The 18,805-nt window shown below is 55.2% G+C and carries 18 protein-coding genes, 1 tRNA gene and 1 riboswitch; of the genes, 10 read left to right on the top strand and 9 right to left on the bottom strand.

Features of this window, described 5'->3' with window-relative positions:
- Positions 1-525, bottom strand: coding sequence for a bifunctional adenosylcobinamide kinase/adenosylcobinamide-phosphate guanylyltransferase (gene cobU / locus KSF73_01245; GenBank protein MBV1774332.1), 525 nt, complete (start codon positions 523-525; stop codon positions 1-3).
- A 62-nt stretch (positions 526-587) separates the two neighbouring features.
- Positions 588-780, bottom strand: a riboswitch (cobalamin riboswitch).
- 78 nt (positions 781-858) lie between these two features.
- Between cobU and KSF73_01250 the strand changes: the two genes are divergently transcribed.
- The 3 genes from KSF73_01250 (at position 859) to KSF73_01260 (ending at position 3,967) form a co-directional block, all read left to right on the top strand.
- Entirely contained in the window at positions 859-1,152 is a 294-nt protein-coding gene (locus KSF73_01250) for a hypothetical protein (GenBank protein ID MBV1774333.1), read from the top strand.
- Between the two features lie 89 nt (positions 1,153-1,241).
- Positions 1,242-2,591 (top strand): transporter, encoded by a 1,350-nt coding sequence (locus tag KSF73_01255; GenBank protein ID MBV1774334.1) that lies wholly within the window; start codon positions 1,242-1,244, stop codon positions 2,589-2,591.
- Complete coding sequence (locus KSF73_01260; GenBank protein ID MBV1774335.1) at positions 2,588-3,967, top strand: copper oxidase; 1,380 nt, start codon at positions 2,588-2,590, stop codon at positions 3,965-3,967. Before KSF73_01255 ends, KSF73_01260 begins: the two co-directional genes overlap by 4 nt.
- 45 nt (positions 3,968-4,012) lie before the next feature.
- Here the strand turns inward: KSF73_01260 and KSF73_01265 are convergent, their stop codons facing one another.
- From KSF73_01265 to KSF73_01280, 4 genes are all read right to left on the bottom strand, one after another.
- A complete protein-coding gene (locus tag KSF73_01265; protein ID MBV1774336.1) occupies positions 4,013-5,518 on the bottom strand; it encodes a 2-isopropylmalate synthase in 1,506 nt (501 codons plus the stop codon).
- Between the two features lie 65 nt (positions 5,519-5,583).
- Positions 5,584-6,072, bottom strand: a complete 489-nt coding sequence (locus tag KSF73_01270) for a GNAT family N-acetyltransferase (protein ID MBV1774337.1) — start codon at positions 6,070-6,072, stop codon at positions 5,584-5,586.
- A 230-nt stretch (positions 6,073-6,302) separates the two neighbouring features.
- Complete coding sequence (gene pssA / locus KSF73_01275; GenBank protein ID MBV1774338.1) at positions 6,303-7,058, bottom strand: CDP-diacylglycerol--serine O-phosphatidyltransferase; 756 nt, start codon at positions 7,056-7,058, stop codon at positions 6,303-6,305.
- A gap of 66 nt (positions 7,059-7,124) precedes the next feature.
- The gene (locus tag KSF73_01280; protein MBV1774339.1) at positions 7,125-8,027 is read right to left on the bottom strand and encodes a lysophospholipase; all 903 of its coding nucleotides are present in this window, start codon (positions 8,025-8,027) and stop codon (positions 7,125-7,127) included.
- Between the two features lie 231 nt (positions 8,028-8,258).
- Here KSF73_01280 and psd point away from each other — a divergent pair, with 231 nt between their 5' ends.
- Positions 8,259-9,110 (top strand): phosphatidylserine decarboxylase, encoded by an 852-nt coding sequence (gene psd / locus KSF73_01285; GenBank protein MBV1774340.1) that lies wholly within the window; start codon positions 8,259-8,261, stop codon positions 9,108-9,110.
- A gap of 66 nt (positions 9,111-9,176) precedes the next feature.
- On the opposite strand, the gene ilvC is transcribed toward psd, so the two are convergent.
- From ilvC to ilvB, 3 genes are all read right to left on the bottom strand, one after another.
- Entirely contained in the window at positions 9,177-10,193 is a 1,017-nt protein-coding gene (gene ilvC / locus KSF73_01290) for a ketol-acid reductoisomerase (protein ID MBV1774341.1), read from the bottom strand.
- Between the two features lie 75 nt (positions 10,194-10,268).
- On the bottom strand, positions 10,269-10,760 hold the full coding sequence (gene ilvN, locus KSF73_01295; GenBank protein MBV1774342.1) for an acetolactate synthase small subunit: 492 nt from the start codon (positions 10,758-10,760) through the stop codon (positions 10,269-10,271).
- A gap of 11 nt (positions 10,761-10,771) precedes the next feature.
- Positions 10,772-12,526, bottom strand: a complete 1,755-nt coding sequence (gene ilvB / locus KSF73_01300; protein MBV1774343.1) for a biosynthetic-type acetolactate synthase large subunit — start codon at positions 12,524-12,526, stop codon at positions 10,772-10,774.
- Positions 12,527-13,048: 522 nt separating this feature from the next.
- Between ilvB and KSF73_01305 the strand changes: the two genes are divergently transcribed.
- The 5 genes from KSF73_01305 to KSF73_01325 all read left to right on the top strand — a co-directional run bounded on the left by KSF73_01305 (position 13,049) and on the right by KSF73_01325 (position 15,208).
- Positions 13,049-13,618, top strand: coding sequence for an RNA polymerase sigma factor (locus KSF73_01305; GenBank protein MBV1774344.1), 570 nt, complete (start codon positions 13,049-13,051; stop codon positions 13,616-13,618).
- Positions 13,615-13,986, top strand: a complete 372-nt coding sequence (locus KSF73_01310) for a DUF3619 family protein (protein ID MBV1774345.1) — start codon at positions 13,615-13,617, stop codon at positions 13,984-13,986. The genes KSF73_01305 and KSF73_01310 overlap by 4 nt, the downstream gene beginning before the upstream one ends.
- On the top strand, positions 13,983-14,396 hold the full coding sequence (locus tag KSF73_01315) for a DUF3106 domain-containing protein (GenBank protein ID MBV1774346.1): 414 nt from the start codon (positions 13,983-13,985) through the stop codon (positions 14,394-14,396). Before KSF73_01310 ends, KSF73_01315 begins: the two co-directional genes overlap by 4 nt.
- Positions 14,393-14,887: an RDD family protein gene (locus KSF73_01320; GenBank protein MBV1774347.1), complete on the top strand. Its 495-nt coding sequence runs from the start codon at positions 14,393-14,395 to the stop codon at positions 14,885-14,887. The genes KSF73_01315 and KSF73_01320 overlap by 4 nt, the downstream gene beginning before the upstream one ends.
- 247 nt (positions 14,888-15,134) lie before the next feature.
- Positions 15,135-15,208, top strand: a tRNA-Gly gene (locus tag KSF73_01325).
- Positions 15,209-15,682: 474 nt separating this feature from the next.
- Here KSF73_01325 and KSF73_01330 read toward each other — a convergent pair.
- Positions 15,683-16,606 (bottom strand): hypothetical protein, encoded by a 924-nt coding sequence (locus tag KSF73_01330; GenBank protein ID MBV1774348.1) that lies wholly within the window; start codon positions 16,604-16,606, stop codon positions 15,683-15,685.
- A gap of 881 nt (positions 16,607-17,487) precedes the next feature.
- Between KSF73_01330 and KSF73_01335 the strand changes: the two genes are divergently transcribed.
- Positions 17,488-18,762 (top strand): hypothetical protein, encoded by a 1,275-nt coding sequence (locus KSF73_01335; GenBank protein ID MBV1774349.1) that lies wholly within the window; start codon positions 17,488-17,490, stop codon positions 18,760-18,762.
- The last annotated feature ends 43 nt before the right edge of the window (positions 18,763-18,805 follow it).

Genomic DNA, 18,805 nt, shown 5'->3' on the forward strand with positions numbered 1-18,805 from the left:
TTATTGCGTTTTCTGTTCTGAAGACGATGCTTTGACGATCATCGGCAGCCCTGCCACCATGAACACCACTTCGTCGACCATTGCCGCCAGATCCTGATGCAGTCTGCCAGCCTCGTCGCGAAACTGCCGCGCCAGCGCATTGTCCGGCACGATGCCAAGTCCGGTTTCATTGCTGACCAGTACGACTTCGGCCTTAGACTGCGAAAGTGCATCGAGGAAATCGCTACGTGCTGCGGGCCAGCCATCGGGCTGTTCGCACAGCCAGTTGGCTACCCACAACGTCAGACAATCGACCACGATCATTCTGTTCGAACAGCGACGCAGCGCATCCGCCAGATGTAGCGGCGATTCGACGGTAGACCAATGTGGCGGGCGTTCAGCCTGATGGTGGACAATGCGATCGCGCATTTCGTCGTCATCGGCACGGGCAGTGGCGATCCAGCTCACCGGCCCCGAATGCGCCTGTGCAAGCGACAGTGCGCGACGGCTTTTGCCACTGCGGGCGCCGCCCAGAATAAGATGCATGCTCACTGGAGGGCTCCAGTGGCATTGAATGTGAAACACATGAGGTCAGTCTCCCGTGCAGCCTCGTTGCGGGACGACAAGGCCGGTATCCGGGCTGACACGACTTGATGAGCCGCCTTCCCATGGCTATACGCCACAGTGGCTATCTGGCTCACCCACACGTGATGACCGTTGCAGGGACAGCGCAGGATTCACACCTGCTTCCCGTTTAACCACAGCCTGAGCGACTGCGGCACCTTGAATCAAGCGGCGAATTCTACCAGTAAATGGAAACCGGCAGGGATCACGCATCGGCTGCTTGCGTGTTATATTGTGAGGATGTGTACGTTTGTCTTGCGATTGCTACTGCTGTGCCTCACCTGTCTGGCCCTGAACAGCCGGGCATGGAGCAGCCTGCCTGTTCAAGCCGTCACACCCGCCGCACAAGCCAGCCCCCACTGTCACTGCCCCGATGCTGCACCGGTTCAGGATTGCGCGCATGCCAGTTGCTGTATCAGCATGCTCAGCAATACCTTGCCGCTAGTCGCCGCCGCGCCCATCCGGCCCTTGCCGCCAGCGACCCATCTTCGTGTTTCCCTGAATTCTGTCAGCCTTCCCGTTCCCGAGCGCCCGCCCAGATCTGCCTGATGATCTCGCGCCGTGACATCATGCCCTGCGCATGCGCTTGTCACGGTATATCGTTGAATCACACGCTTTCCTGAACGGGAGACAGACCCATGTATGGTCTTGCCAAACAGGCGCGGTGCCTCACGCTGGTGAGCGCATTCGGCCTGATGCTGGGTGGCTGCGCGCATCTCGACCGCGCCACGCTACTCGAACACACGCAGCGCGACCTCGCGCTATCACATCCTGCATCGTTGACCGATACCTCATCGGACATAAACCCCCTGCTCGCGCGGCCACTCGACCGCGCAGCCGCCGAGCGCCTGATGCTGCTGCACAGCCCCGCACTGCGCGCCCTGATCCGGCAAGCTGAAGCCGACATTGCACAAAGCGCGGCATCCGGTCGTCCCGCCAATCCGGTTCTTGGCTTTACCCGACTGACAGGCCCGGAAGTGGAGATCGAGCGCGCGCTCAGTATCGGCCTCTTTGATCTTCTGACCTGGCCGCAACGCCAGCGGGTGTCCACAGCAGCACAACAGCAACAGCAATTGCAACTGAGCATGACTTTGCTGAGCGAACTGCGTGCCGTGCGTCTGGCCTGGGTGGATGCGGTCGCCGCGCAGCAGCAGCTCAGCTATGCCGAAGATGTGGCCGAAAGTGCCGCGATCGCCGGCGATCTGGCCGATAAAATGCAGAAAGCAGGTAGCATCAGCGCACTCGATCTCGCCCGCCAGCGCGCCTTTGCCGCCGAAGCAGCCAATCGCCTGACTGAAGCGCGCCTGCATACCCAGCAGCAGCGTGAGCGCCTGATTCGCCAATTGGGCTTGAATGATGAGCAAGCTGCGAGCCTCGCCTTACCCGAGCAACTACCCGATTTACCCGCCACCGCCCGCAGTGCCGAGCAAATCAATCAGAGGGTCAAAGAACAGCGGCTGGATGTTCGCCTCGCCCGCGCCGCACTGGCCACCGCCGCAGCGGAACAGTCGCTGTCGCTACCGGAAAGCTATACCCGTGCCGAACTGACCCTGCACGCCAAGCGCACCGGTCCGGAACGCAGTCAGGGCTGGGAACTGGGTGTGGCGCTTCCCGTTTTCGATACCGGCGAACTGACGCGACAAGGCATGGATGCGCGCACGCAGGCGGCCGCCCTGCAACTGGATGCCACACTGCGCCGCGCGGGTTCCAGCCTGCGCAGCCAGTATGGCGATTACCTGACGCGCTTCGATATTGCCCGTCGTCAGCGCAGCACCTTACTGCCGCTTCGTGAACAGATCGCCCATGAAAACCTGCTGCGATACAACGGCATGCTGATCAGCGTGTTCGAATTGCTCGATAGCGCCCGTGAACAGATCAATACCGTGATCGACACCATCGAAGCCGAACGGCGCTTCTGGCAAGCCGACGCTGCCCTTGAAAGCGAATTACTGGGCGCGCCCACCCTCTCTACCGGAGACCAGCCATGACATCCCGTCGCCATTTTCTCGGTATGGCCGGTGGTGCCATTGCTGCCGCTACCGTTAGCCGTCCGGCACTTGCCGCCCTGCCCGAACCTGTTATCGAAACCTCGGCCAGCACGCGCCCCCCACTGCATCCGTCTACCGGTCGGCCCTACAATCCGGTTGTCACCTTGAACGGCTGGACGTTGCCCTGGCGCATGAACAAGGGCGTAAAGGAGTTCCATCTGGTGGCCGAACCGGTCAATCGCGAACTCGCGCCCGGCATGATTGCCCACCTCTGGGGCTATAACGGTCAGTCTCCGGGCCCGACCATCGAAGTCGTAGAGGGCGATCAGGTGCGCATTTTCGTCACCAATCGCCTGCCGGAGCGCACCAGTATGCACTGGCACGGCCAGCGTCTGCCCAATGGCATGGATGGTGTGTCCGGACTGACCCAACCTGCAATTCAACCCGGCAAGACCTTTGTCTATGAATTCGTCGCCAAACGGCCCGGCACCTTTATGTACCATCCGCACGCCGACGAGATGACCCAGATGGCGATGGGCATGATGGGTATGTGGATCACGCATCCGGCCAAAGCCCATCCGCATATCAGCACGGTCGATCGGGATTTCTGCTTTCTGCTCAGTGCCTACGATATCGAACCCGGCAGCGCCCTGCCGAAACCCAGCACCATGACGGATTTCAATCTGTGGACGTGGAACAGCCGTGTCTTTCCGGGAATCGATACGCTGAATGTCCGCCAGCATGACAAAGTTCGGATTCGCGTCGGCAATCTCACCATGACGAATCATCCCATTCACATGCATGGTCACGAATTTACGATTACCGGCACCGATGGCGGCCCGATTCCTCATAGCGCACGCTGGCCGGAAGTGACCACCGATATCGCGGTCGGACAAATGCGCCAGCTGGAATTCGTGGCGGACGAACCGGGTGACTGGGCGATTCACTGCCACAAGAGCCACCACACCATGAACGCCATGGGTCACGGTCTGCCCAATATGATTGGCGTGGAACAGGGCGAGCTAGCCGAGCGCATCAGCAATCTGATCCCCGGCTATATGAAGATGGGCGAATCCGGCATGGCGGAAATGGGCGAGATGAAAATGCCGCTTCCCGCCAACACCTTGCCGATGATGACCGGCGACGGCCCTTACGGCTCGCTGGAAATGGGCGGGATGTTCAGCGTGATCAAAGTCCGCCGCGATCAAAAGCCCGGCGATTACAGCGATCCCGGCTGGTATACCCCGCGGAAGGGAACGGTCGCCTACGAATATGGCGCCGCACCACCGGAAGCACATCGCGCTGAACATGCGGCGCATAGGGATGCATCAGTGGAAGTGACGGTGAAGAAGCCGGAGGCAGGACACGGGCATTGATGAAAAAAGGGCGACCTAGGGTCGCCCTCTCCCACGCGCGAAGGATTACACCCCCAGCTTATTCAGCGCCGCCAGATACGCATTCGCCGATGCCACGATCACATCAATATCGGCATCCAGCCCGTTGACCACCTTGTCGTTCAGGCTCAGGCGCACAGTCACTTCAGCCTGGCTGTCGGTACCGCTGGTGATGGCGCTCACCGAGTACAGCAGCAGGTCTGCACCGCTGTTAACAAAGGATTCGATGGCCTTGAAGGTCGCGTCCACTGGGCCTGCGCCGTTGGCGGAGATGGCTTTTTCCACGCCATCGACACTGATCACCAGATTGGCCACTGGGCGCTCGCCGGTTTCCGATACCACCTTCAGCGACAGCAGACGGAACTTCTCGGCAACGGTTTGTTCGTGACCCAACAGCGCCAGCAAATCTTCGTCGAAAATCTCGCGCTTCTTGTCAGCCAGCTCCTTGAAGCGTGCAAAGACGGCATTCAAGCCTTCTTCGCTTTCCGGCAACACGCCCAGCTCTTCCAGTCGCGAGCGCAAGGCATTGCGACCAGACAGCTTGCCCAGTGTCAGGCGGTTGGTATTCCAGCCCACGCTTTCGGCGGACATGATTTCGTAGGTTTCGCGGTGTTTCAGCACGCCATCCTGATGGATACCGGACTCGTGTGCGAACGCATTCGCGCCGACAATCGCCTTGTTCGGCTGCACCGGATAGCCGGTGACGGACGACACCAGACGGCTCGCCGGCACGATCTGGGTGGTATCGATACCGGTTTCGACATTGAAGACATCCTTACGGGTCTTCACGGCCATCACGATCTCTTCCAGCGCTGCATTGCCCGCGCGCTCGCCCAGACCATTGATCGTACATTCCACCTGACGTGCGCCACCCAGTACCGCTGCCAGCGAATTGGCAGTCGCCATGCCCAGATCGTTGTGGCAATGCGCCGACCAGATCACCTGATCGGAATTCGGCGTGCCTTCGATCAGCTTGCGGAAGAATTCCGTGGTCAGGTAAGGCACGGAATAACCGACGGTATCCGGCACATTGATGGTTTTGGCACCCGCCTTGATGACTGCTTCAAAAATACGGCACAGGAAAGGGATTTCCGAACGCATCGCGTCTTCAGCGGAGAACTCGACATCGTCGGTGTATTCGCGAGCGACGTTGATGGCCTTCACCGCTGCTTCCACCACCGCATCCGGGCTCATGCGCAGTTTGTGCTCCATGTGGATCGGGCTGGTGGCGATAAAAGTATGAATCCGGCCGCGCTTGGCAGGCTGGATGGCTTCACCGGCGGCGCGGATGTCGCGCTCGTTGGCACGTGCCAGTGAACAAATAGTAGATTCAGTGACGACTTCGGAAATCGCGCGGATGGACGCTGCGTCACCCGGGCTGGCGGCGGCGAAACCCGCTTCGATAATGTCGACACCGAGGCGTTCGAGTTGCTTGGCGACGCGGATCTTCGCATCGCGGGTCATGGCGGCGCCGGGGCTTTGCTCACCGTCGCGCAAGGTCGTATCAAAGATGTAAAGGCGATTGTTGCTCATGTCTCTCTCCAGTGTTCCAAACCTTCGTGGGGCTTGTCGCGGACCAGGGTGGGTCCGCGCGCAGCCTACTGTACCGGACGCGAAAGCGCCATGACGATTGTCTGCCCGTGCCCGTCTTTCGCGCTTGGCGCAACACCTTCCGGTGTCACGCGGCGAAACCCGGCTCGCTCGCAGAATCGCGCAGCTGCCTCGCTGCCATTGTAGATTTCCAGTGTGATCTGGCGGATGCCCTGCTGCCATGCCGCATCCAGCGCCGACTGCATCAACTCGCTGCCCATCCCTTGATTGCGATAACGAGCATCCACCCCCATGCGAAGCTCGGCGCAGTCGCCCGCATCAAGCGGACGGATATCACACCAGCCCACCACTTCGTTCTGGACAGTCGCGACACGATGTACACCGCCTTGCGCCAGCGAAGTATCCACGTCGGAACACAGGCGATACAGGCTGGGGGCACGATCAATGCGGAAATAGCGATCTTCGCGCGCCACTTGATCCAGCGTCAGGCGAAAACCGGGCAAGTGAACCGGGGCAATGGCTTCGATGCGATACATGATGACCTCGTCTGGCAAAATAATGGGGTGCCGGAACGCCAGACGGAAAAAAAGCCGCCCGACGGTTGCCGGGCGGCTTTTTTGGTAATCCTTATGCTGTCAACGCTGTGTGGCCTTTACGCGTGCGCGACTGCCTGCCCGGTCTTTGAGACGGGATAGTAGTAGTAGCGACAGAAGGGCAGCGATGAACAGTTCCATAAGATCGACAATAGGGGATGTAGAAACGCCTGTCAAGCCTTCTTGCCGTGACGTAACTTATTGACCAGCCACATCACATAGCCAGACAAACCATAGGCCACAAAGAGCGCAAACAAGGCTACCTGGGGCTTGGCGGCGATTGCGAGCAACAGGAACACCACCGGCACCAGCACAAAAAACGGTACCGTCTTGCGGAAATTAATTTCCTTGAAGCTCCAGTATTTCACATTGCTGACCATGGTCAGGCCGGCAAACGCGGTCACAAACAGCGCGCCCCAGCGAAGGCCTTCACCACTCCATTCCATTTCCAGCGACACCCACACGAGGCCTGCCACCATAGCCGCAGCCGTAGGTGAAGGCATGCCCTGGAAGAAGCGCTTGTCGACCACGTCGATATTGGTATTGAAACGCGCCAGACGCAGTGCAGCACCAGCGCAATAGATAAAGGCCACAATCCAGCCCAGTTTGCCAAAACCTCGCAGCATCCACTCGTATACAACCAGTGCAGGGGCCACACCGAAGGACACCATGTCCGACAGCGAGTCGAACTCTGCACCAAAGGCACTTTGCGTATGCGTCATGCGGGCAACGCGGCCATCCATGCCATCCAGCACCATCGCCACAAAAATGGCGACAGCAGAGTGATCAAAGTTACGGTTCATCGCCTGCACAATGGCATAGAAGCCGCAAAACAATGCAGCCAGCGTGAAACTGTTCGGGAGCAGATAGATGCTCTGGCGGCGCAGGTCGCGCTTGACGCCTGCTTGGGGACGGGTGTTCGGATTCATCCAGTGAGAGTAAAAGCGGGCACCCTGTGTGTCAAGGCTGCCCGCATGCTCTTCTATGCTTCGCGCTCAATTCGCTGCAATTGCGGCCGTCGGGTTGACAGATGCCGCCGGTTGCTCCGACTTCAATTCCGATAAGAAGCGATCCACCGCACCCTGATATTCCGGATATACCCATAGGCCGACATGCCCGCCCTGCGGAATTTCCAGCAACTGCTTTTTCGCGGAACCTGATGCTTCGAATACGGCTCGGGACATCACTGGTGGCGTCAGTCTATCCTGCCCACCGGTGATGACCAGCAGTGGCCCGTTATAGCGTTTGATATTGCTGCGGTTGTCGTACACCGTGATAAACGGGCCGTACTCCAGTCGCACGAACAACTTCACCCATCCGGGCACCGCGTTTTCTTCCCACTGGCGCACGTCTGTCACCGTACTTTCCAGGATCACGCCATCCACATGCGCCCGCCCCAGAAATGCCCCAGTCGTAATGCTGCCGATCGACAATCCATGCATCACAATGGACAAACCCTTTGCTTCCGGGCGCGCACGCAAGTACTCCAGCCAAATAGCCGCATCATCGGCTAGCGTTTCGGTATGCGCCTGTCCTTCGCTAAAGGCATAGCCACGATAATTGACCGACATCACATTCACATGCTGCTTGTCTGCATACTGTGTGAGGAAGCGGTAGTTGCCCTGTACCGACTGCGCGTTCCCGCCAAGAAACAGCACCGAGGCACGCGCCTGTGGGGATGGAATGAACAATCCTTCGAGCTTGTCACCATCAGGCATCGCCACTGTGATTGCGTGCTCCGGTGCCAGTTCGCTCAGGCGCTTCTCAACGACAACCTTGTTGATCAGCATGTCGTCCTTGATGGTGAATGCACACCCTTGCAACAGCAGCACTGCCAGACATCCGAGAATGGTTAATGTCCTGCCTCCCGCTATCTTTCCGCCCATTCCATCCAGCATGCCAACCTCCAGATTTAATCTTGTAGAAACGACTTGTGCTGATAGCGTGGCAGTGTCGCACCGTGATCATTCATGATCAAACCACATCACACTCATAGCTCGCTCGTGCCGACACGCACGCAACACCAAACTGACTCACGCATCGATTAACAGGACAAAATTCGATTTGCCGGCACGATGGATGCGCGGTTTAGGTAAAATGCGCCGCTTGTACTGAAATCGAGGTGAATCGTGTCCGACAAATTGTTCGTTGCCCTGCAGTATTGCCTGCCGAAACTCGCGCTGACCCGGATGGCGGGCTGGCTCGCCAACTATCGCGGCAAGACAGTATCGCAATGGGCGATTCGCCGCTTCATCCAGCAATACAATGTGAACATGGCGGAAGCTGCACATCCGGATCCGGCTTACTACGGCAGCTTCAATGAGTTCTTTACCCGGCCGCTGAAAGAGGGCGCCCGTCCGATTGCGGAGAGCCCCTGGGTGTGTCCGGTCGATGGCGCCATCAGTCAGCTCGGCAAGATCGAAGGCGATCAGATTTTTCAGGCCAAGGGTCATCAGTATTCCACGCAAGCCCTGCTGGGCGGCGATGCCGCTACGGCCAAGCGTTACGAAAACGGCCAGTTCGCCACCATCTATCTCAGCCCACGTGACTACCACCGCATCCACATGCCCTGCGATGGCACACTCACCAAGATGATTTATGTGCCGGGCGATCTGTTCTCCGTGAACCCAGCCACCGCGCGCGGCGTACCGGGATTGTTTGCGCGGAACGAGCGCGTGGTCTGCCTGTTCGATACCGCCTATGGTCCGATGGCACTGGTGCTGGTGGGCGCAACCATCGTTGGCAGCATGGCCACCACCTGGCATGGCGTCGTCAATCCGCCGCGCCCCGGTGAAATACGCGAGTGGGATTACACAGGCAAGGGCATCAACCTCAAGAAGGGCGAGGAAATGGGCCGCTTCCTGCTGGGTTCAACTGTGGTTCTGTGTTTCCCTGAAGCCGCTGGCGTGCAGTTCCAGTCTGACTGGAGAGCGACTCGCCCGACGCGGATGGGTGAGACGATGGCGGCCAAGCGCGGATAAGCATCTGCATTCCAAACAACAAAGGCCGGATTCCCCGGCCTTTGTTCATTTCAACTCAGCAATCAATCAGTTCTTGCTCTGATCCACCAGCTTATTGGCCTTGATCCACGGCATCATGTCGCGCAGCTTCTCGCCGACCACTTCGATCGGGTGCGCAGCGTTCAGGCGACGGCGGGCCGTCATTTCCGGATAGTTGGTCTTGCCTTCCAGAATGAAACGCTTGGCGTATTCACCGGTCTGGATGCGCTTCAGGGCATTGCGCATGGCAGCGCGGGACTGCTCGTTGATCACTTCCTGGCCAGTCACGTATTCACCGTACTCGGCATTGTTGGAAATCGAGTAGTTCATATTGGCGATGCCACCTTCGTACATCAGGTCGACGATCAGCTTCAGTTCGTGCAGACACTCGAAGTAAGCCATTTCCGGTGCATAGCCCGCTTCAGTCAGGGTTTCGAAGCCCATCTTCACCAGCTCGACCGCACCACCACACAGCACAGCCTGTTCGCCGAAGAGGTCAGTCTCGGTTTCTTCACGGAAGGAGGTCTCGATCACGCCACCCTTGGTGCCGCCATTGGCAGCCGCATAGGACAACGCCACATCGCGTGCCTTACCGCTCTTGTCCTGATACACCGCAATCAGCGACGGCACACCGCCACCTTGCTTGTAGGTCGAACGCACGGTGTGGCCCGGGCCTTTCGGTGCCACCATGATCACGTCCAGATCGGCACGCGGCACGATCTGGTTGTAATGGATGTTGAAGCCGTGTGCAAAGGCCAGCGCAGCGCCTTGCTTGATGTTCGGCTCGATGTCCTTGTAGTACACGTCCGGCTGCGATTCGTCCGGCAGCAAAATCATGACCACATCGGCTTCTTTCACCGCATCGGCCACTGCAGCCACCTTCAGGCCAGCGCTCTCGGCCTTGCTCCACGATGCACCGCCACGGCGCAGGCCCACGGTCACGTTCACACCGGAGTCCGTCAGATTCTGCGCATGGGCATGGCCCTGCGAACCGTAACCAATGATGGCAACCTTGCGACCCTTGATGAGGCTGATGTCGGCGTCTTTGTCGTAATAAACTTTCATGATCTGTTCCTTATCTAATCTGTTGTCTCAGACCTGCCTGGGTGCTCCGGCACCTGCTGCAGGTGTCTTTCTCAATCAAACTTTCAGAATCCGCTCGCCACGCCCGATACCCGATGCGCCTGTGCGAACAGTTTCCAGAATCAACGTGCGGTCGACGCTGCCGATAAATGCATCCAGCTTGGCGCTCTCGCCGGTCAGCTCGATGGTGTAGGTTTTCTCGGTTACATCCAGAATCCGCCCGCGGAAGATGTCGCTCATGCGTTTCATCTCGTCGCGATCCTTGCCGGTGGCCCGAACCTTGATCAGCATCAGTTCGCGCTCCACGTGGTCGGACTCGTTCAGGTCGATCACCTTCACGACTTCAATCAGCTTGTTCAACTGCTTGGTGATTTGCTCGATCACATCATCCGACCCGTGCGTCACGATGGTCATCCGCGACAGGGTGGCGTCTTCAGTGGTCGATACAGTCAGCGAATCGATGTTGTAACCCCGTGCGGAAAACAGCCCCACCACACGCGACAGCGCACCGGCTTCGTTCTCGATCAGAATCGATAAAATGTGTCTCATGGCGTTCTCCCTCAGCACAGATGACCGTAGTCACGCTCTTTGCTCGCCTGCCCCAATTGCAGCTCGCGCATGTGAGCCGGCAGATCCATCTGGTTGAGGCCCTTGCCGTTCTGCACCATCGGGAAGACGTTTTCCTTCTGATCGGTAATGAAATCGAGGAAAACCAGCCTATCCTTGAGACTCATGGCCTCGCGCAGTGCACCTTCGACATCGCCCGGCTTCTCCACGCGGATACCCACGTGGCCGTATGCTTCGGCCAGACGCACAAAATCAGGGAGCGCATCCATATAGGATTCGGAGTAACGGTTGCCGTAGAAGAACTCCTGCCACTGGCGCACCATGCCCAGATAGCGATTGTTTAGATTAATGATCTTCAGCGGGATGTGATACTGCTTGCAGGTCGACAGCTCCTGAATACACATCTGGATCGACGCTTCGCCGGTAATACAGGCCACCGTATCGTAGGGATTAGCCAGCTGCACGCCCATGGCCGACGGCAAGCCGAAACCCATGGTGCCCAGACCGCCGGAATTGATCCACTGACGCGGCTTCTTGAACTTGTAGTACTGCGCAGCAAACATCTGGTGCTGGCCGACATCGGATGTCACAAAGGCATCGCCCTTGGTGATTTCGTAGAGCTTCTGCACCACATATTGCGGCTTGATCACCTCGTCCGACCATTCGAATTTCAGGCAGTCGTGACGACGCCACTCTTCGATCTGGCGCCACCAGGCAGCCAGCGGCTCGGCTGGCGGCATCACGCCCGTCTGCTTCATCAAGCCGATCATTTCATCGAGCACATCGCGCACATTGCCTACGATCGGGATGTCCACCTTCACGCGCTTGGCGATGCTGGACGGATCGATATCGATGTGGATGATCTTTTTCGGGGTCGACAGGAAATGCTGTGGCACCGAGATGACGCGATCATCAAACCGCGCGCCGATGGCAACCAGCACATCGCAGTTTTGCGTGGCCATATTGGCTTCGTACAAGCCATGCATCCCCAGCATGCCGAGATTCTGGCGATCATCGCCCGGGAAGGCGCCAAGACCCATCAGGGTATTCACCACCGGTGCACCGGTCATGCGTGCCAGTTCGCGCACTTGCTCGGACGCATTGGCCAATACCGCGCCGCCCCCGACATACAACACCGGCCGGCGTGCTTCACCCAGTAGATTCACCGCCTTCTTGATTTGGCCCGGATGGCCTTTTGAAGGGGGATTGTAGGAGCGCATCGACATGGTCTGCGGGTAGGCAAATGTCGTTTTCGCCTGAGTGACATCCTTGGCGATATCCACCACCACCGGACCCGGACGGCCAGTCGTGGCAATAAAGAATGCTTTCTTGATCGATGACGCCAGATCACGGACATCCTTCACCAGGATATTGTGCTTCACGCACGGGCGGGTAATCCCCACCATGTCCACTTCCTGAAACGCGTCTAGACCGATGGCGGCCGTCGGCACCTGGCCGGAAATCACCACCATGGGAATGGAATCGAGATAGGCCGTGGCAATGCCGGTCACCGCATTGGTTGCACCGGGGCCACTGGTCACCAGGGCAACGCCAACCTTGCGGCTGGAGCGCGAGTAACCATCTGCAGCGTGTACCGCTGCCTGTTCGTGACGAACCAGAACGTGCTTGAACTGATCCTGTTTGAAAATTGCATCGTAAATTTCGAGCACCGCGCCGCCGGGATAGCCGAACACATATTCGACGCCTTCCTCTTGCAGACTACGGACAAGGATTTCCGCTCCGGACATTTCCATGATGTCTTCCTCGGTAAAGAAAAACCAAGCAGATCGCGTTCGTGCAGCGTATCGACAGATGCCGGAACAGCCGGGCTCAACCCGAACCGGTTTCGTGGCTTCGATGCATCACGGATGCGCCGAACCAGCGACAACTTGACCAGAATCTGACGCGAACCCTCGGGCTCACGCTGACTTGTAAAACGAATAGTGCGAACTGCAACGTGTACAGCGAAAAGTCTTGATACGACTTCAAAGAGTGTTGGAAACATGATGAAACCTCATGCATCCCAAGCCAATGGCGAACATCGTGACAGCTTGTGGCTGACTGACATTCTCGATTTGAGCGCTGCTGGACCGTACATGCGGGTGGTGCAATACGGGCCGATGGCGAAATAGATGACTCAAGATTAGCCATGTTCCCTCTACTAAGTCAACCGCTTTTCTGCAATGCAGCATCCAGAAAACACACTGACAAACGGTTGTTGCATTTGCTAGTATCAGCGCGCGCACGAATTCGTACTCTGGAGACCCAAACTGGCTACATACGAGCAATTGTCCGGCTTTCTGGCTGAAGTCGAACGCCGGGCATTCAAACAGGCCAAATACGCGGTTCAGGATGACGACATTGCCCTTGATCTGGTGCAGGACGCCATGATGCGGCTAGCGGAACGCTACACCGATAATCCGGTGGAGGAGTTGCCCATGCTGTTTCAGCGCATCCTGCAAAACGCCATCCGCGATCACTTTCGACGCAGCAAGGTACGCGGCAGCTGGGTCAGCCTCTTCTCGTCCCTATTCACCCGCAAGGAGGATGAAGACGAAGTCGATCCACTGGAAACAATGGATATCGACCCGACGAGCGAGGTCTTTGCCAAGCCGGAAAGACAGCTCGATCGGGCCCAGACGATTACGCTCATCGAAGAAGCATTACAAACGCTGCCCCCACGTCAACGGGAAGCCTTCCTCATGCGTTACTGGGAGGAGATGGACGTTGCCGATACCGCCCAGGCCATGGGGTGCTCCGAGGGCAGCGTGAAGACACATTGCTCGCGTGCTACGCAAGCCCTGGCTGCCTGGCTGAAATCCAGGGGGGTAGAATCATGAAAACGGAACACACTCACCACATCAATGAAGACAAATTCGGACGTAGCATTGCGGGCTATCTCGATGATGCGCCGCTAAATGCGACCCAGCTTCACAAGCTGTCACGGGCACGCATGGCTGCTTTAGCGCACGCGCGCGAACCCGCTCATGTCGGCGTCTTTGCGGGTGTCGGCTACTGGCTGGAACGCCACCCGGTTCAACGCAGCTGGATGCTGGGTGGATTCGCTATTTTGCTTGGCTTGATGGTCACACTGTACATCCAAGGCACCGTAGAAGACGAAGAAGACGACCTGCACCTGCTCGCGGATGAACTGCCCATGGAAGCCTATCTGGGTGACCATGTGGATCAGGTCACAAAGGGTCAATGAGCATGCGTATACTGGCTTTGTCCTTGATGCTGGCCTGCACCATGCAGTTCGCAATTGCCGGCGACCGACCAGCCCCACGCTGGACGGAACTCTCCCCTGCCGAGCAATCCGTGTTGGCGCCGCTGGCGAAACAATGGGATACCTACCCCGATACAAAGCGCAAGCGTCTTGTTAAAGTAGCAGATCAGTATCCATCGATGACGCCGCAGCAGCAGGCGCGCGTATCGGCGCGGCTACCTCGCTGGGCCGCACTGTCTACCGAAGAGCGCAGTAAGGCTCGGCAGAACTTCCGTAAATTGAAACAATTGTCCCCGGAACAGCGCGCACATGCTCGTCAGCAATTACAAAAGCGAATGACAGCACAGCATCCGGCCACCTCTCAAACATCCTCCACTCATCCAAGCAAATGACCCAACTTACCGTGGCGCCGCGCTGGCGACGCCTGATTGCCCTGGCCTACGAGGCTTTTCTCGTACTTGCTGTCATGCTTGCAATTGCCTTTTCCTATGCGCTTATCCTGAGTTCGATGCAGGGTAATGTACTCGAATTTTTATTGGTCTATGGTGGGGTATTTGCCTATTTCGCCTACTGCTGGCGCAAACGCGGCCAGACGCTTGCCATGAAAGTCTGGCGGCTGCAATTACTGGATTCACAGCAACACCCCGTCACGCTGAAAGCCGCTGCGATTCGCTATCTGATCCTCACTGCATGCATGGCACCCACACTCTACGGCTGGATGGCAAAAAAGCAATCAGCGAACAATAAGTGGATCTGGTGGCTCACCCTGGCGATTGCTGCACTGCCATTTTTGTGGGCATTTGTTGATCGCTCGAAACAGTTTCTGCATGACCGGCTTGCAGGCACGACGATTTGGCTGATGCCGATTCCACCAAGAGAATAAATACGTCCGGATAGTCTGAGCTTCGCAAGGCATTCCGCTCCTGCCCTCACATCTACACACTCTCATCCCTGAGCGTCATTCGATACGGGCATGGTGCGGTCTTGCATCGCAGCACTCAAACACGCGCAGCACGTTGGCCTCGCACATTGATGATGTGCTCTACTTCATGTGTGCAGTAACTAAGCACACCTGAATGAGTGGGAATTTCCTGCCGCTCGTCGGCAAACCCTGTTAGAATGCGGATCACGCGGGCGTCGTATAATGGTAATACCCAAGCTTCCCAAGCTTGTGCCGTGGGTTCGATTCCCATCGCCCGCTCCAGAATATCAGGCCGTAAGCTATTGAACGGCAAATGAAAAAGCCAACCTGAAGGGGTTGGCTTTTTTGTTGTCTGGTCAGATTCTGGTCAGTGCGGGTTGCTATCGGGTGCTACGAAATCCAAATCTGCGTGCCCGACCTAGCCTTTCTGAAGAGCGCGGAGTTAATGTATCGATTAGCTTCGCGTTAACGGGAACAGGGATCGATCCATCATATATACATCTCAATACTAATGCCGCCGTGCAAACGGTTCGAATTCATACCTTCCTACTCTTCATCGTAGTAGAAATTGCCCTTAGTTGCCCGATCCTGCTCGGTTTGGCAAGATGAGCAGAGTGCGCCAATCATGATGAATTGGTAGCCCTCACCAACAGGAAGACGATCGGCGTAAAGCGCGCAGCAGCATGAAGAGCACTGACAATGATAAGATGTCACTTCTTCCTCGGTAATGTCGTATCAATCTTGAGAAGCATGATCTTACTCATAGATTCCAGAGTAATCCGAAACTGGGTCATCGCCTGACTCTCGATATCTGGACGAAATTGCCCACATATCTGCCTCACTGATACCATTCTCTAGATTTTGCACGATTGCGCGTCGACATGCTTCCAGCCTATTAGTGCCATAGTTCAATTCAGAGGTAGTTCCGAGTGGATGTCCCTCTCGAACTATTACCGGGATAAATGAATCATTTACTCCATTTGGGAATTCAGGAATATATAAGCACGTCCGCGCATGCGGATGTATTCCAGTTAAAGTCGCGAGAAACCTGTTAGTTAATGATTCGACATCATTGACAAATTCAGATTTTGAGGTAAATGGGGCTCCATCATGCGAAAAAAAGAAGGACCTGATAACACTATATCCTTCACTGGTCGTATATTGTCTAGCCCAAGCATTGTCACACAGCCACCAAAGCAAAATTTTGATTTGCTGATTAGAGGATACCGCCACAATCGGTGCGGCTCTATCTTTGGAAGTGGCTGGCCACGCACGCAGCGCGGAGGTGTAGTCAGTAAGGTAATTTACATCAGGCTGAGAGTAAGAAAAGTGACTGCCCCTAGCTGAATGCCCTAATTTGATGCTTACCAAATCCGCTAGCTTGTTTGCAACTTCAATTGGACTGGACTGTTGGTCGCGAAACCATATAAAGTGATCTGCTTCACTTCGTCCGTGAACAAAAACTCTGGCTACGCCGAAAAATGTATCAAAATCGTCGTTGTCGGGTTGCTTAGGAACGACTGCAGACATTGCATTCCAGTCACGAAATCCGCAAGAGCGCGATATAACCTCCAGCCACTGACCAAGTTTCAGATGTGTAGAAGCATCAGTGATTAAAGCTGACGAAGCTTTCAGATAGGCTGCAACTTGTTTCGCCTCGAATGAGGTGAGATGGGGCATGACTTACTCCTCGCAAAGCACGCGATAGAACAGGCCTCCCGTTTCCGTTCAGTGCTCAATTGTGGAGCAAAGCAGCGAAATAACAAATAAAACAGGGATTCACCATGCCCAAGTGGGCGGAAGGGGCAGGCTCCCATAAGCCGCATAGGATCGTATCTTATAGGGCATATGGAGCGCAAGCGCAGATCATGAAGACGAGTATTGCTCCTGATGGCTGCGTACCCGATCTGCCCTTTCGAAAAAGGGCGGGCAAGGCAACCAGAATCGTCCGCGCTGTCATGCAACACTTGGTATCTGATCGCGTATTGTCGAAAAAATCTACCCAGCATGCGAAATTGACCGAAACATACGCCTATTGTTGAATGTGCCACGACCACCACCAATCAGAGAGAGATTGATAGAAACTACCAATGCCCTCCCAAATACGTCACGCACCCGCACTATCACCCCCCTCATCCAAAACACACGATTTGCCCTCCCTGCTATCCCAAATTTCACGCAAGATTTACACCATGAATATAAATATTAAATATCTATCTTGCATTGGGGCGCATTGAGCCATACCTCCTTGGATGCTGCCGCAAATTAACCTCCCAAAAATTTTCTTTTAAATCAAACACTTCACATCAAATTTAGCAGCATGTACAATACCCTAACTGGAGCTTGTTTAGTCCACATGATCATTAAAAAAGCGGACAAACAGCTTCAGCATCGCGTAAATGCAAGCGGGTCATTGATGCCCTGATTGCATCTGGTATAGGCGCTCGTACTGCTCATCTGGTTTAACCCTGTGAACGTACGAACTGTACGCGCATGAATGCATAAGGAGCATCAGGGTCATTTGCATCAACGCTTCATAATCCATTGAAGAAAGTTTTGAAATGACTATCGACATTGACAGTATTATTAACAACACAATTTATTTAAGCTCTGGCAAGTTCTTTCAGTACAAATCTCCTATTTGGAGTGAAGTAAATGAAGCAGAGCTTAGGAGTATGATATTCAATACAGATAAAACTATACTCAGCAGCAAAACAAATGATATTTCAAAGCACATTGAACTTATCAAACTTTCAAAGTTTACACACCCCCAATACCTTCCAGACCATCTTATATGCCTGAAAGACTGTTTTCTGGATCTTGAAAAGATGGAAACTGTACCGCTATCTAGCAAGTACTTTACAAGAACCTATCTTGACTATTCAGAAGCAGGGATTGTGGATGAAAATAGCCAACCGCACAGATTTCTTGAATTTCTTAACAACATCTTTAGCACCGATGATGATAAATGTCAAAAAATCATGTTGATCCAAGAATTCATGGGCGCATGCCTCAAGCGCGACGCCAAGCGCTTGGGCAAAATGATCTGGTTCATTGGTAATGGATCAAATGGAAAATCGGTACTGACAGACGTAATTAAGGCGGTCATCGGACGACATAATTGCTCCAGCATTGAACTACACGACTTTGGTGGATCAAGGCCGTTCAATACAGCACAAATAGATGGGAAACTACTGAATGTAAGCTCGGAAGTTAACCCACGCAAGAAGCTAAATGAAAGCACTTTGAAGGCACTTATCACTGGCGATAGCGTTCAAGTCGAAAATAAGAATGAGCGAGCTTATAGTCTTGATAACACAGCAAAGTTCTTGGCATGCATGAACGACCTCCCACCACTCACCGATCTGAGTGATGGCTTTATCCGCCGAATCAAGATTGTTGAGTTCAACGTCACTGTTCAGAAGGATAAGCGAGACGTCAACCTGTTGGAAAAACTGCTAGCAGAACAAGCTGCCATCTTCAGATGGGCGCTTGAAGGGCTAGGACGACTTGTGGAAAATGGAGACTACACTGATGTACCATCAAGTAATCAGGCCATTGAAAAATTTCTGCTCTTTAACGATCCAATTGCGACCTTTCTGAAAGAATACACCGACGATAGTGAACCGATCGTAATTGAAAAGGCTCACATTTACGACCTATATCGTAATTACTGCCATGATAATGGCATTCGCGTTACAACCAGCAGTGTTTTTGGTAAGCATGCAAAAAAGTTTGGGGTCAAGCCCACTCATTCTGACAGTGACAGCCAATATATAATTAGACTTAAAAGAAAATACAAAGATCGTTTTACATATAAGTTATTAGAAGACTAGGAAAGCCCCCCCACAAGAACTTCTCATATCTATTTGATAAATT

Source organism: Burkholderiaceae bacterium DAT-1, assembly GCA_019084025.1.
Taxonomy (GTDB): Bacteria; Pseudomonadota; Gammaproteobacteria; order Burkholderiales; family Chitinimonadaceae; genus DAT-1.

Coding starts and splice junctions, on each gene's coding strand:
- KSF73_01270 (MBV1774337.1), bottom strand. CDS start 6,072: ATGTATCGCATCGAAGCCATTGCCCCGGTTCACTTGCCCGGTTTTCGC.
- ilvB (MBV1774343.1), bottom strand. CDS start 12,526: ATGTCCGGAGCGGAAATCCTTGTCCGTAGTCTGCAAGAGGAAGGCGTC.
- ilvN (MBV1774342.1), bottom strand. CDS start 10,760: ATGAGACACATTTTATCGATTCTGATCGAGAACGAAGCCGGTGCGCTG.
- KSF73_01335 (MBV1774349.1), top strand. CDS start 17,488: ATGACTATCGACATTGACAGTATTATTAACAACACAATTTATTTAAGC.
- KSF73_01280 (MBV1774339.1), bottom strand. CDS start 8,027: ATGCTGGATGGAATGGGCGGAAAGATAGCGGGAGGCAGGACATTAACC.
- KSF73_01260 (MBV1774335.1), top strand. CDS start 2,588: ATGACATCCCGTCGCCATTTTCTCGGTATGGCCGGTGGTGCCATTGCT.
- KSF73_01330 (MBV1774348.1), bottom strand. CDS start 16,606: ATGCCCCATCTCACCTCATTCGAGGCGAAACAAGTTGCAGCCTATCTG.
- KSF73_01315 (MBV1774346.1), top strand. CDS start 13,983: ATGAGCATGCGTATACTGGCTTTGTCCTTGATGCTGGCCTGCACCATG.
- cobU (MBV1774332.1), bottom strand. CDS start 525: ATGCATCTTATTCTGGGCGGCGCCCGCAGTGGCAAAAGCCGTCGCGCA.
- pssA (MBV1774338.1), bottom strand. CDS start 7,058: ATGAATCCGAACACCCGTCCCCAAGCAGGCGTCAAGCGCGACCTGCGC.
- ilvC (MBV1774341.1), bottom strand. CDS start 10,193: ATGAAAGTTTATTACGACAAAGACGCCGACATCAGCCTCATCAAGGGT.
- KSF73_01265 (MBV1774336.1), bottom strand. CDS start 5,518: ATGAGCAACAATCGCCTTTACATCTTTGATACGACCTTGCGCGACGGT.
- KSF73_01320 (MBV1774347.1), top strand. CDS start 14,393: ATGACCCAACTTACCGTGGCGCCGCGCTGGCGACGCCTGATTGCCCTG.
- KSF73_01310 (MBV1774345.1), top strand. CDS start 13,615: ATGAAAACGGAACACACTCACCACATCAATGAAGACAAATTCGGACGT.
- KSF73_01255 (MBV1774334.1), top strand. CDS start 1,242: ATGTATGGTCTTGCCAAACAGGCGCGGTGCCTCACGCTGGTGAGCGCA.